The 13,865-nt window shown below is 25.8% G+C and carries 10 protein-coding genes; 6 read left to right on the forward strand and 4 right to left on the reverse strand.

Annotated elements, in window-relative coordinates; translation table 4 throughout:
- Nucleotides 1-163: 163 nt before the first annotated feature.
- From MHJ_RS01630 to MHJ_RS01645, 4 genes are read right to left on the reverse strand one after another with little or no spacing between them, the layout of a single operon-like run.
- Nucleotides 164-1,336: an NADH-dependent flavin oxidoreductase gene (locus tag MHJ_RS01630; RefSeq protein WP_011284077.1), complete on the reverse strand. Its 1,173-nt coding sequence runs from the start codon at nucleotides 1,334-1,336 to the stop codon at nucleotides 164-166.
- 2 nt (nucleotides 1,337-1,338) lie between these two features.
- Nucleotides 1,339-2,370 carry a lipoate--protein ligase gene (locus tag MHJ_RS01635; protein ID WP_011284078.1) on the reverse strand — a complete coding sequence of 344 codons (1,032 nt, stop codon included), beginning with the start codon at nucleotides 2,368-2,370 and terminating at the stop codon, nucleotides 1,339-1,341.
- A gap of 2 nt (nucleotides 2,371-2,372) precedes the next feature.
- Entirely contained in the window at nucleotides 2,373-3,236 is an 864-nt protein-coding gene (locus tag MHJ_RS01640) for a deacetylase SIR2 (RefSeq protein ID WP_014579759.1), read from the reverse strand.
- Complete coding sequence (locus tag MHJ_RS01645) at nucleotides 3,217-3,549, reverse strand: glycine cleavage system protein H (RefSeq protein ID WP_011206161.1); 333 nt, start codon at nucleotides 3,547-3,549, stop codon at nucleotides 3,217-3,219. The genes MHJ_RS01640 and MHJ_RS01645 overlap by 20 nt, the downstream gene beginning before the upstream one ends.
- A 412-nt stretch (nucleotides 3,550-3,961) precedes the next feature.
- Between MHJ_RS01645 and MHJ_RS01650 the strand changes: the two genes are divergently transcribed.
- The 6 genes from MHJ_RS01650 to MHJ_RS01675 all read left to right on the forward strand — a co-directional run bounded on the left by MHJ_RS01650 (nucleotide 3,962) and on the right by MHJ_RS01675 (nucleotide 13,415).
- Complete coding sequence (locus tag MHJ_RS01650) at nucleotides 3,962-4,783, forward strand: hypothetical protein (RefSeq protein WP_011284080.1); 822 nt, start codon at nucleotides 3,962-3,964, stop codon at nucleotides 4,781-4,783.
- Nucleotides 4,784-4,785: 2 nt separating this feature from the next.
- Nucleotides 4,786-7,104 (forward strand): ATP-binding cassette domain-containing protein, encoded by a 2,319-nt coding sequence (locus MHJ_RS01655; RefSeq protein WP_011284081.1) that lies wholly within the window; start codon nucleotides 4,786-4,788, stop codon nucleotides 7,102-7,104.
- A 91-nt stretch (nucleotides 7,105-7,195) separates the two neighbouring features.
- Nucleotides 7,196-9,148: an ATP-binding cassette domain-containing protein gene (locus MHJ_RS01660; RefSeq protein WP_011284082.1), complete on the forward strand. Its 1,953-nt coding sequence runs from the start codon at nucleotides 7,196-7,198 to the stop codon at nucleotides 9,146-9,148.
- Nucleotides 9,149-9,297: 149 nt separating this feature from the next.
- The gene (locus MHJ_RS01665; protein ID WP_044284630.1) at nucleotides 9,298-9,684 is read left to right on the forward strand and encodes a hypothetical protein; all 387 of its coding nucleotides are present in this window, start codon (nucleotides 9,298-9,300) and stop codon (nucleotides 9,682-9,684) included.
- Nucleotides 9,662-10,999, forward strand: a complete 1,338-nt coding sequence (locus MHJ_RS01670) for a site-specific DNA-methyltransferase (protein ID WP_323749056.1) — start codon at nucleotides 9,662-9,664, stop codon at nucleotides 10,997-10,999. Before MHJ_RS01665 ends, MHJ_RS01670 begins: the two co-directional genes overlap by 23 nt.
- 4 nt (nucleotides 11,000-11,003) lie before the next feature.
- Entirely contained in the window at nucleotides 11,004-13,415 is a 2,412-nt protein-coding gene (locus MHJ_RS01675) for a DEAD/DEAH box helicase family protein (protein WP_011284083.1), read from the forward strand.
- Nucleotides 13,416-13,865 lie beyond the last annotated feature (450 nt).

Raw genomic sequence — 13,865 nt, forward strand, 5'->3', positions numbered from 1 at the left:
TACTAAAAAAAGAGTAAAATTTACTTTTAAAAGATAAAATTAAGTAAATTTTACTTCCCAAATTAAAAATATCTGTGTGTTGCTTTTATATTTTGAATTTGGGAATATATAATTAATAAATGTATAATTGTATATTTTTTTATTGATTTTTCAAAGAAAAAAATTATTCTGCTTTTTTTGAATTATTTAAAATAGTTTTTCGAGCATTTTCAGGTAAAGATTTGCCATATTCAAAATAATGACCAATTTCTTTAAATGCGTTTTTACTTATTTTTAATTTTGCAAAATCTTCCGGCTCAAGACTTAATTTTATTGGCTGATTTTTCTCAATTTTTTCAACAAAATCAGGATCAGGCACAAAGGCTGAAGAAATTCCGATAAAATCAGCAAATTGAATAGCTTTAACTGATTTTTCTAAGGAATTTATTGAACCACTAGCAATAACAGGGATTTTTCCTTGCAATTTTTCATAAACTACATCAGAAATTAAACGGTTAAAATTATTTGATTTTGACCGAACTTTGTCACGAAAAACGTCAAAACCTCAACCGGCAATTGCAAGGTAAGAAATTTTTATCCCCCTTTTTTCAATTAAATCTAAGAAATCTAGGAAATTTTCGACTGTATAACCTAAATTATCGCCTCTTCGTTCCTCAGGTGTTGCCCGGTAACCTAGCAAAAAATTAGGATTTTTTGATTTTAAAATAGTTTTTTGTACTTTTTCTAATATTTCTAGCAAAAACCGAGATCTATTTTCAATATTTTGACAGCCATATTTATCATTTCTCTTGTTAGTATAATTTGAGAAAAATTCTTGAGGTAATAATTTTTGGGCCGAAGAAATTTCAACTCCATCAAAACCTGCCTTAATTGCCCTTAGACAAGCATCTGCATATTGTCTAACAATGGTTTTAATTTGCTTTTGTCTAAGACGATAAACCTTGTATTTTACAGGATAATTTCGCTTTTCAGCACTAGGTCCATAGCAAAAACCATCTTTTTCAATTTTTGAAACAGAGTGAGAACCAGCATGAATTAATTGCAAAATTGCGATACTTCCTTTTGATTTTATTGCCTTTGCAAGTTTTGCTAGACCTTCAATATCGCAATCATTTTCGATACTATGACCATATTTGAACAAACTACCTGATTTACAAATATAAACTCCCCCTGTAATTGTCATTGGTGCACTATGGGCTCTAGCGCTAAAAAAATCTAAATCTGCTTGGCAAACTTGGCCCATTTCAGAAAGATTAAGATTAATTGGGCTAAAAACAAATCGGTTTTTTAATGTGAAATTACCAATTTGATACGGTTTAAAAAGTTTATTTTTCATATTTAGTTTAAAAGTAAGTTACAAATTTCTTCTTCATCAATTTTTTGACTAAAATAATCTTCCAATTTTGCATCTTTTAGCCGATTTAATAGTTGATCTTGAGTTAATTTTGTCCCCATTAAGAAATTTTCTAACTCTAAAAGCGACTTTTTCGGGAAAAAATCACCTGAAATTTTAATTTTACTAATTTTTCCTTCATTAATTTCTAAAGAAAATGTTATTGTTCCAACTTTTGTTCTAATTGATCTATTGAAGGAATAATTTGGGCTAAGTCCTCAAACAAAATCCCAATTTTTGTATTTTTCAGCGACCATTTTGTCAATTTGGACTCAATCGCTATCAGTAAGCTCGTATTTTTTAAACTTTTCTACTGAATTTACTTTCAAAAATTCGGTCAAAAATAGGTCTTTTATTTCAAAAATTGAAAAATTTTGATATTCTTTTGAAAGCTTATTTTTTAAATTAGTTACCCGTTGAGAAACAGATTTTATCCCTTTTGCTTCAATTTTTTTCTGGTTTGGAGTTAGAATTTTGCCAATAAAATCAAAATCTACATCATATAAAAGTGAAAAACCTGCATAAATTCTATCATTTACAAGCGACATTGCCGCACCAGAAACTTTTTTTCCTTCAATTTGAAGGTCATTTTTTCCACTAAATTGCACATTTTTTATCCCTATGTTTTGCAAAACTTTAATAACAGGATCGTAAAATTGTGCATAATTTCCGAGTAAATTTTTATTTTTTTCATATGGAAATGAAAAACAAAAATTTACTCCATTTCTATCTAAATAAATTGCACCACCACCAGTGTCGCGTCTAACAACTTCAATATTTTTTTGCTTTAAAAGTTCAAGGTTAACTTCAACACTTGGATTTTGGAAATAACCAATTTGTACATGTGGATCACAAATATAAGGAAAAACAATTGTTTCATCTAGTTTTAAGTTTTTGATTGCTCAATATTGAATTGCAAGCAAAATTGCTCCGTCAAAAACTCATTTTCCATTGCGTTTTGGTTCGATTAAGTACATTTTTATTCCTGTTCTGTTATTTTTTGTAGAAGTAATTTAATATCCTCATGAAAAAAATAGGATTTTTCAAGAATATCCTTGTTAGTACGGTATTTTTTCTGATTTATAACTAGATATTTTGCATTTTTGAATTTTTTTGTCATCTCTTGAAATGGCAATTTAATTAATTGCGGGGTTGTAAAACCGACCCCTATTTCAAGAAAAACTAATTTTTTATCTTTATTTTGTTCAATAAAATTATTGTAATTTGCTTTTTGGTTATTGAAGTTTTGATCTTCAACCATTCCTTTAAACGAAATTCTTTTGTTTATTTCTAAAAAGGCATTACATTTTGGGCATTTTGGCAATAAATTATAATCAACCTTCATATTTTTTTGATTTTCTACCATTTTTAGAATTAATTCATCATCTTGGTATAAAAAATTTTTACACATTTTTGAGCACTGCATTAAATTATATTTGCCCTGGATGTAAAAAATTTTTTCATTGTCAAATCCTGATTTTTCGAAAAAACTATCAGAATTTGTGGTTATTATAAAAAAATTTTTATTTTCTAAAATTTTTCTTAAATTCAAAAAACTTTCTGATTCTTTAAGATCTAAAAAATTAACTTTCGCAAATCTACTATGAAAAGCTCAGTATGTTTCTCATGATCCAAAATCATAAAGCGAAGCTTGAAGCATATCTAAAAAATGATATTTTTCGATAAAATCTTTAAAATTATCACTAAATTTTGATCCATAATAATTATTTCCATCTGCACTTGTTAGTCCTGAACCAACTCCAACAACAATTGCATCAGCTGAATCAAGGATTTTCTTGATTTTTATCGCTTGATCTAGAATACTAAAAGTCCTCAAGTTCATCAAATTCACTTTGGTCTATATCTTTTGCTTTAAAAAGTCAATTTTTGTCTGAATCATGTGAATTCAAAATTTTTGGATCCTTTTCAGCTAATTGATTTAGTTCAATAATTCTACATTTTAAGGGTGTTTTTATTGAAAAAACAGTTTTTGACGCTTCAATTTTAGCGACAACATCATCTTTTTCTAGTCGTTTTTTATTGGTAAATTTTAAAAATCCGATTGTTCCAAGATCATCTTGTAATTCGGCCGTTAAATAAATAGTAAAAATTTCATTTTTTTGTTCAATTATCAAGAAATTAGCAATTTTTTTCATAGCAATCCTCTTAAATTTTTTGTTAATATCTAAAATGATGTTACCACAAAAAAGCAACTAATGGCAAAAAATCTATAAATTATAAATATAGATAAATCAGTTAAAAAATTCGATAAATTAGTACATTAATTTCAAAAAAATCAAAAATACAGTGTCAAATTGAAAGAATGGAAAATCACATTTAAAAACAAAATATTTAATATTCCCGACTTTTTTACAAAATTATAAAAAATTATTGTAGATAAAATTAAAAATCAGCATGCTCTAATTAAATAATTATTTACTTGCTTAGCAAATTATAGATTTTAATTAAAAAATTAATTTGGAATACAGAAATATTTTGCAAAAATGGTATAATGGTAAAAAAACATTATTGACAATTATCATTATTATTTTTCAGAAAAGTACAATTATGATTATTTCCAAGTTAAAAAAAATTTTAGGCTTCACACTTATTGGCCTTATTCCTGTAACATTTTTTTCCTATAGTAGCGTCCATAACAACATAAATTTAACAAACGAAAACTCACAACCTCAATTATTTTCATATTATCATTATAAACCAGACAAAGCATGAAGAGCAGGAAAAGCATGGGGTATTTTACAAGAACTTCGCTGATCAAATCACAAGGGACTATCTAAAAACACTGATTACTTTAATCCAGAAGATCTTGATTTTGAAGATAATCACAAAATCTTAATAACCGATCAAGGAGAATTAGAAATTCTTATTAGAGGTGTTAAACAAGTTGTATATTGGGGCGGATTATTTTGGCAAGATAAAGCTGCGTGAATAGGAAGAACGGAAATTCAGTACACCAAAAACAGAAATTTTTCCAATTATTATAATTATAATCCAGATCAAATTAATTTAAAGACGCATGCTTGAATTTCTGGACTAGCTACCCCGTCTTTTGTAATAAATGGTAAGGTAGCTTATGCTACTGAAAAAAGGGAAGTAACTGCTGAAATTGGTGCATCAGCAAAATTTGAATTTAATTCCTATGAATTAATAGAAACTTTTGAAAAAAGAAATGCTAATAGACTAGTAATGAATTATCAAGGGGTTGGATGGAATTACAAAATATCAGATTTTGGTCAATATGCAACCGGATTAGTGATAGATGACTATGAATATACTTCAATCGCAACAAATAACCCGCTAATTCCCGACAAAAATTCAAATTATAGACCCACCATATACCCATATTATATGGACAAAAGCAAATTTTAATAATGATAAAAATAGAAAAATTAACTAAAAAAATTGGTAATAAATTTATTTTTGATAATTTAAATCTGGAAATTCCTTTAAATAAAATTACATTTGTAATTGGAAGATCTGGAATTGGTAAATCCACACTAATTAATTTGATTGCCGGATTTACAAAAAAAGACAGTGGAAAAATTTCTTTTTTTGACAAAAATGGTTCTGAATTGGAAAAACCATTAGTTGATGTTGTTTTTCAAGACTTTAATTTAATTGACTCATTAAGTATAAAAAATAATATTTTAATAGCAAATCACATTTTGAATCGTGAATCAGATGATTTAGAAATACAACAAGCCGCTAATTCTATTGGTATTGAAACCAACAAATTAGATCAGATAGCGAAAAACTTATCGGGCGGCGAAAAACAGCGAGCTGCATTTTTAAGAAGTTTATCAAGAAAAAGTGATTTTATTTTGCTTGACGAGCCAACTGGTAATTTGGACCATGAAAATTCCATTGCTTTACTCGATTTATTAGTTAAAGCTTCTGAAAGTAAAACAATTTTAATTGTTAGTCATGATTTAGAATTAGCAAACCAATATGCTGATCAAATTATTAATTTAGAAAATTTATCCGTTAATGTTATAGAAAACAATAAACAAATTAATGTTGAATCAAAAAATAAACACTTAAACCTAATATCAAACCAGGTCTATAAAAAACCTGGTTTCTTACAAAAATTTAAAGTAGCTTTATTGCTTGTGCTCGCCGATTTTAAATCAAAAATCACGAGTTTTATTTTAGTTTTAGTAACATTTTTTGCCTTAATTTTTAGCATAGTTGTTTTCATGAACTTACATTTTTCAGCAAAAAATATAGTCACTGACACGCTTGCCCAATCAAATTTTGACGCCATTAGAATTGGAGAAAAGGATATTATTTCTTTAGTCCCTGAAGAAATCGACCAACTTAAAAAGGATAATCCCAAAATAAAACACACTAGTTTATTATATAGTAGACTTCAAGATTATACATTCATTTATAATGATAACGTTTCTCTTGAGAATCGTTCTATTAGATCAACTGATGAATCCGATTTTTTTAAAAACAGATTTAGTTCATTTAGTAAAAATAAAAATTTTAATAACAGGTTTATTACCAATCCAAATGAAGTTATTCTCTCACAAAAATTAATTGAAGAATTAGAAATTGATAATCCAATTGGAAAAACAATTAAAATTGTTCACCTTAATCGATTAACTTTAGGGAAAAACTTTGAAGATTTAGATCCCTTTTCTGAATCAGCAACAATTGTGGGAATTTTGGATAAGTCTCTTGATAATGGCAACAATTTTTCGCTTGTTCACATAGATAAACTAAAATCAGTATATCAAAAATCAAATCCAAACGAAAAAGAAAGTAAGTTTGATGAATTTGAGTTTTTACCTGATGATTATTTTTCATTAGACTTTTTAGGGTATGTTTCTAGTAGACCATTAACCGTAGAAACTGACGAGACACTTGCAAAACCCAATAAAATACATAAGTCTTTCTATGAGAATTCAAATCAAGCCAATTCAATAAACTTGAAAAAAGGTACATTGCCTAAAAATTTTAATGAAATAGCAGTTAGCTCGAATATAACTGACAAAACAGGAAAACTTTTAAAAATTTCTAACAATAAAAATACTTTAATTTTTAAAGTTGTTGGAGTTTTTGATCCTGAAAAAGATGACGAAAATATTGCTATTTTTAACAATAATATTGAAAAATATTCTAGTGAATTACTTCCAATAGCTGCTGTGGTTTATTTTGATCATGATAATTTATATAATAATATTAATGAATTTTTAAATAAATATAGCAAACCGGGCGTTAGTCGTTATTACTCGACAAATGGCGGTCCGGATCAAATTCTAAATCGAGCAATTAACTCTCAATATGTTTTGTTATTAATTATTTTTGTGTCAATAATAATTTTTGGAATAAGTTTGTTAATTTTTGTGTCATTATATGCAACAAATCTTTCTAAATTCAAGAAAAAATCAATTGGTATTCTAAAGTCTCTTGGTGGCAAAACATCACAAATTTTCTTGTATCATTGATTAAATTTGGTAATACTTTCTGCTTTTGTTTTCGTTTTTGGTATTATATTTTCAATTTCTTTTGTGCCCTTAATTTATGGTGCAATTTCAAATCAAAATTCAGTTTTTCCTGATTATCTGCAAATTAGTGTTATTTTTATAATTATCTGGTTTGCTAGTTTCTTTATTTTATCAATCATATATTCATTAATTTCTTATATAACTTATAAAAAAGATATTGTGACATTATTAAAATAATTTTTAAAAATTATTAAAACTAATATTTTTTTTATCAAAAGTCTTAATTTTATAATGTTAAATAAGAAAAATACAGCGAACTTGGAGCAAAATGATAAAAATTGAGAATTTAACTAAAAAGATTGATAACAAAATCATCTTTGATAGTCTAAATCTTGAAATACCTTCAAGAAAAATAACATTTATAATTGGTAAATCAGGAATTGGTAAAACAACTCTTATTAACTTAATTGCCGGTTTTACTAAAAAAGATAGTGGAAAAATTACTTTTTTCGATAAAAATGGTTCTGAAATTAAAAAACCATTAGTTGATGTTGTTTTTCAAGACTTTAATCTAATTCCTAAGATTTCATCAGAAAATAATATTTTAATCGCAAATAATGTAATAAATAGAGTTTTAGATCCAAAAGAATTGGAACAACAGGCTAAATACGTGTCAATTGAAACTCGGCAATTAAAGCAAAATGTAAATAATTTATCAGGTGGCGAAAAACAAAGAATAGCAATTCTCCGTTCGCTTTCAAGAGATAGTGATTTTATTTTACTCGATGAACCAACTGGAAATTTGGATTTTGAAAACGGTATTTCTGTATTTGAAAATCTAAAAAATATTGCAAAAAATAAAACAATATTAGTAGTCAGTCACAATTTAGAATTTGCAAAAAAATATGCCGACAAAATCATTCGTATTGAAAAAGGAAAAATTTCCGAAGAAAATATTGACAAAACTGAGGAAAATTTAGCAAACAACAATGAAAAAAATAGTCAATTAGTTTCTTTTAAGAGTTCTTCCTATTCAAAAATTGCAAAAATTAGGCAAGAATTAAAAACAGGTTTATTCCTTACTCTGGCAGATTATAAATCAAAATGAGTTTCAACCATTTTATTTGTAATACTTTTTCTAACAAGTATTTTTGGGACATTATTATTTGCTGTTTTAAATTTAAATATTTCCGCTTCTAATTCTCTTAAAGTTAATGAATATCAACTTGATTCTGTTTTAGTTAGCAAAAAATCAGAAAGAAATTTGACAACCTTCACAGATAATGAAATTAATAATCTCAGAGAAAAAAATAAAACCATAAAAAAAATTACTCCTTTCTTTACTTTGCCATCATTAAGTTTTGAATATAATGACAAAAGAAGGTTAGGAGCACCTATTGATTATATTGATGAAAGTGAATTTTTTAAAAATAGGTTCAATTTTGATCAAAAAAATTTAATTGGAAGAAACATTGAAAAATTAGATGAAGTTATAATTTCAAAAGAATTAGCTACACAATTTGATATCAAAGAACCAAAAGAACAAGAAATTGCTGTTTTAACTGGCCCCAAAGATAAAAAAACATTAAAAGTTGTTGGAATAAATAATTTAGTTAATGCAAAAAAATTAAACCTAACTTTTTTACATCATAAATTCGGTGAAAATATCGAATTACAGAAAAGTAAAAACAGGAAACCAGACAATTCACAAGCCAGTCAAATTAAAAAAATAGAACCAATTATTTTAAGGTTGTATTTTGAAAATAATAATTTGGAAAATAATATTGATAATTTTATTAAGAATAATAAAGACTATCAAATTGACTCCTCATTAAAAGGTATAACAAAATTAACTTATGATTTACAAAATTTTATAAATTTAATTGTTGGAGCAATTTTAATTGTTTTTATAGTAGTTTTGTTAATACAAACGATTTTTTATACAAAAAATCTAACTGATTCAAAAGTAAAATTAATAGGAATTCTTAAGGCGCTTCGGGCTAAGACATGGCAGATTTTTCTTTATCATTGATTAAATATAATTATAATTTCATTTCTAATTTTAGTCATTAACTTATCAGTGTCTCTCCCGTTAATTCCAAAAATTTACATCTGAATACTCGGTGAAGATGCCATATATCCTTCGATTTCACAGATAGTAATTTTAATTTTCATAATATGAATAGCAATGTTTTTTATAATTTCGTTTATTTACTTATTGATTTCATGGTTTAATTATAAAAAACCTGTTACAAAATTACTAAAATTCGATCATTTTTAACGATCATTTTTTTAAAAATATATAATTTACTAACAAATATTTTTTTTAAAATATTTGGTATTTTATTTTTTTAGTTTTATTCTGTTTAGATTCCCTTAATAGCCGGAAAATGGTAAAATATTAAAAAATAAAATTAAAAGGTCTAAAATATGAATCAAAATAATCTTTTAGAAAAATACAAACAACAAATCGAGGAAATTTCCTCAAAAGAGCTAAATTCAGACCAAAAAAATTTAGCAATTCAAATTTTAGAAAAATTTGAACCAAATAAACTTGAATACGTTTTTCAGTTTATTTCTCAACGAATCAAAACTGGTTTTCGTTTTGATGCAGCTCCTGAATCTGATTCAGATTTAGTTGCAATTTTACAAAAAAATGAAAATTTATCTTTTGTTTTAGACAAAAGTCAATCTGAAGAAAATACTTTAATAATTGGCGAAAATTATGATGCTCTTAAAAATCTTTTAGTTCTCGAGAGAGAGAGAGAGAGAGAGAGCGGCTGGTTATGATATAATTTATATTGATCCACCTTATAATACTCAGGCTAGTTTTAATGAAGGTAATCAGGTTGCAAATGATAAAGAAAATATTTTACCTTCAAAATTTATTTATCGAGATAAATACTCGCGAAATGGCTGGCTAAATTTATTAAATGAAAGACTAAATTTAGCCAAAAAACTTTTAAAAGAAGATGGAATAATTTTTATCTCAATTGATGATAATCAGCAAGCTTATCTAAAAGTTTTAATGGATGAAATTTTCGGGGAAGAAAATTTTGTTGCTAATATTGTGTGAGTTAAAAAAAATAGTCCAGGTGGAAATACTAGTTTTGATTATAAAATAACACAAAACACAGAATATATTATTACTTATGCTAAAAATTTAAACAAATGTAAGTTCAATTACCAAAAATATGATGAAAAAACTCTTAAAAAATTAGGATATACACTTAAAGATAAATATTTTGACCAAAGAGGTTATTATAAATTGACTGACCTTCATCGTACATCATCTACAGGCGCATTTCAATATATAAAGTCTTTGGATTATCCTATTATTGCCCCTGATGGTACTAGTTTTACTTTGTATTTAAATAAGAATAATCCCGAATCAGCTTGTTATACTTGAGGGAAAGATACTTTTGTCGAAGGGGAAAAACAAGGATTTATTGAAATTGTTAAAAATTCTCGTGGCGATTGGGTTGCTAAACGTAAACAGTATCAATATGTTAAATTTAATCCAAAAACTAAAAAAATTGAAGAAATTGTCGCTGGTGTACCGTTTAAAAATATTATTAGTGATTTTTATTCATTAAACGGTGGCCTAGAACTCAAAGAAATTTTTAATAGTAAAAATATCTTTGATTTCCCCAAACCAATTGAATTAATTAAGTATTTAATTAATATTCATCCCAATAAAAATGCAAAAATTCTTGATTTTTTTGCCGGTAGTGGAACAACCGGCCATGCAGTTTGAGAGTTGAACCGTCAGGATGGCGGAAACAGAATTTTTACTTTAGTCACAAACAATCAAAATAAAATTGCCGAAAATGTAACTTATGAAAGACTTTTTAGAATTTCAAATGGAAAAGGAACCAAAAATGAAGAATTTAATTGAAGTAAAAATAACAAACCTTACTTGGAAAATTTAAAGGTTTTTGATATAGTTTATTATAATACTCAAATTTTTAACTCAGAAAGTGAACTTAATGATTTGGTTAATTTACTTTTAAAACTTTTTAAAGATTTTGATATTAAAGTTGACTTAAATCATATAGATACTAAAAATACCAGGTATGTTGAACTTTTAAATCATCTTTTAGCACTAAAACCACAAGAAAAGGATTTATAAAATTATGGAATTAACGCAATCTCAATCTAAAGCGGTTGAACAATTAGTTGAAAAAACAACTTTATATCTGACTAGTAGTGAAGAAATTGAGCCAAAATTAGAAAATGATAAAAACCAAACAAATCCAGCAAAACTAAAAAATGCAATTTATTTTAAAGCGCCGACAGGATCGGGAAAAACTTTCATGATTCTAAACTATATTGATAAATTAATTGAATGAAATAAAGCGAAAGTTGGTAAAGAATTAGTTTTTGTAATTGTAACATTATCAAGTGCTGAATTACCCAAGCAAATGGAAGAAAGTTTTAATGAATATAAAATTTTTATAAAAAATACAAATTTGAATATAGAGAGAATTGAAAGTCCTTCAAACTTGAAAAGAACGGCAAAAGTTGATAAAAACTATGAATTTTTTGCCAAACCTGATTCAGTTTTTATTATGGGTGGCGCATCTTTTAAATCAAATTCTATTTTACGTGAACAAGGATCAATTGAAGCATTTTTGTCTGAAATTAAACGAAAAGGGCAAATTCTTATTTATATAAGAGATGAAGCTCATATTGGTTCTGATATTAAAATTAATTTAAAAGACAAAACTTTTGAAGAAAAAATGCAAGAAAATGCATCATTTATATTAAAAATGACAGCAACTCCAAAAACTGATTTGCCATTAGTTCATTTATCTGAAAAAGATTTAAGTCAAGATGATATTCAACTTTTAAAAACTCAAAAACATCATAATTTTGACTTAGAAAAAGGTGAAGATTATGATGATGAAGAAATTTTGGAAATAGCTTGTAAAAAATTTAACGAAATTAAAAAACAATATAATGATAATATTAAAGAGCCTGGTTTAGTCGGTATTAACCCTGCAATGCTAATTCAAATTGATAATAGTAGTGAAAAAGATGCTCAAAAAGCGCAAAAATTTGATGAAAATATTGAAAAAATAATTAAAATACTCGAAAAGCATGATCTTAGTTGGGTCAAATATTTTGACCAAAATAAAAAAGAAAGTAATTTGCGCCAAAAATCTAATTTCACATTACGTGATATTTCTAGAAATATGTCTTCAGTTGATGTAATAATTTTTAAAATTGGCCCTGCAACAGGATGAAATATTCCAAGAGCATGCATGTTAGTCCAACTTAGAAATATTTCATCTTCTAATTTAAGTATTCAAACAATTGGTAGAATAAAAAGAAATCCTTGCCCTATGTATACTTTAAAAGATAATTCCATTGCTCGTAAATATTTTATTTATAGTAATGTTGACCCTGAGAGAAAAAATGTGCTTAAACTTTATTTGAAGGAAAAATATAAATATGACAAATTTATATGAGGCCAAATCCAAATTCCCGGAATGCCTGACGAAACTAGAAGTAAAATAATTAATTATAAACAATATGAAAACGAATTTGAACATAAATTTAACGATAAGAGGCAGAATCAGGTTAAAGAAATTTTTAAAAACGATTTGAGAAAATATGAAGACGACTATAAGGCCAATAAATTTATTTCTATTGATACTGAAAAATATGGTTCAGCAAGATTAATTAAATCAAAAATTTCCAACATTATTGAATTAGAATTAGCAATTATTAGACTTAAAAACAATTTAAAAAAGTATTTTACTTCCAAAATTGAAGACTTTTTTGCTAAAATAAAACAAGATTTTTTATCAGATATAAAAACAAATAAACAAATTTTAGATTTAATTATTTTGTTAAAATACGGGCCAGAACTTGCTAAAATTTATAAAAAAACAATTAAAGACCAAGTCAAAAACGCTCAGTATAAACTTTTTGAAGAATGTTTACCTAAAGAAATTGAATTTAATAGTGCTGAAAATGATAAATTGGTGAAAACTAATGATTCTTCTTTTGCTTATAAAAAAATTGATGACAAAACACCAGAAGATAATCTTCCATTAGATTCAGAAGCAGAACTGTTTTTTGCAAAAGAATTAATAAAAATTAGTAAAGCAAAGCAAAATATTCATTTTTGAGCTAAAAACCCAGTCTATACTAAATTAGGTTTTCAATACATTAACGGAAATGAAATTGCAAAATCAAATCCTGATTTTTTGGTTAGCAAAGATGGAAATTATTTTTATTTTGAGATCAAACATTATAAAGATTTTGATCCTGAAAAAACTCAATTATTAATAAGGGGATATAATCAATATTTCAAAGAAAATCAAATAAATCAAAAAAATTTAACCTTAGCTGTTTGTTGAGTTGTTCCTAAATACGGAGACCTTTATTTTGCTGGATCTTCTAATTTAGAGCAAATTCGAGATAAAATTGATTTTAATAAAAAAACAAATAGCGATATTAACGATATTAGCGATAAAGAATTTGAAGAAAAAAGAAAAAAAATTGCCCCAATGCTTTTAACCGACATTATAAATTAAATAATAAATAATCTTTCTTAAAGATCAAAAAATCTATGATTCATTCATAGGTAATTTAGTATATTAATTTATAGTTTGTTCAATCGTTTTTATTATAGATAATAAAATTATTAATAATGTGTATTCTTGAAACTAGTGATAAAACAGAGTTTTTTTTGTAGTTTTCAAACAAAAAAACCTAAATATTTTTTATTTTTCAAATATTAATTAAAGCCATTTTCAAATTTGAAAGTAATTTGAAAATTGCTAAATTTATCCAAATTTGTGTAAAAATTTATTTTTAGCTTAATTTCTAAAAAAGGATAAAAACCTGAAATTATAACTAAGTTACTATACTAACTTAGTTATTTTTAAACGGTAATTTCCACTTTGAATTTCGCCTTTTGTTTTTCTATTTTCCCTAATCGGTTAAGTAATGTAAAATTAAATTAGATTTCTATTTGAAAAATC

Source organism: Mesomycoplasma hyopneumoniae J (assembly GCF_000008205.1).
GTDB classification, from domain to species: domain Bacteria; phylum Bacillota_I; class Bacilli_A; order Mycoplasmatales; family Metamycoplasmataceae; genus Mesomycoplasma; species Mesomycoplasma hyopneumoniae.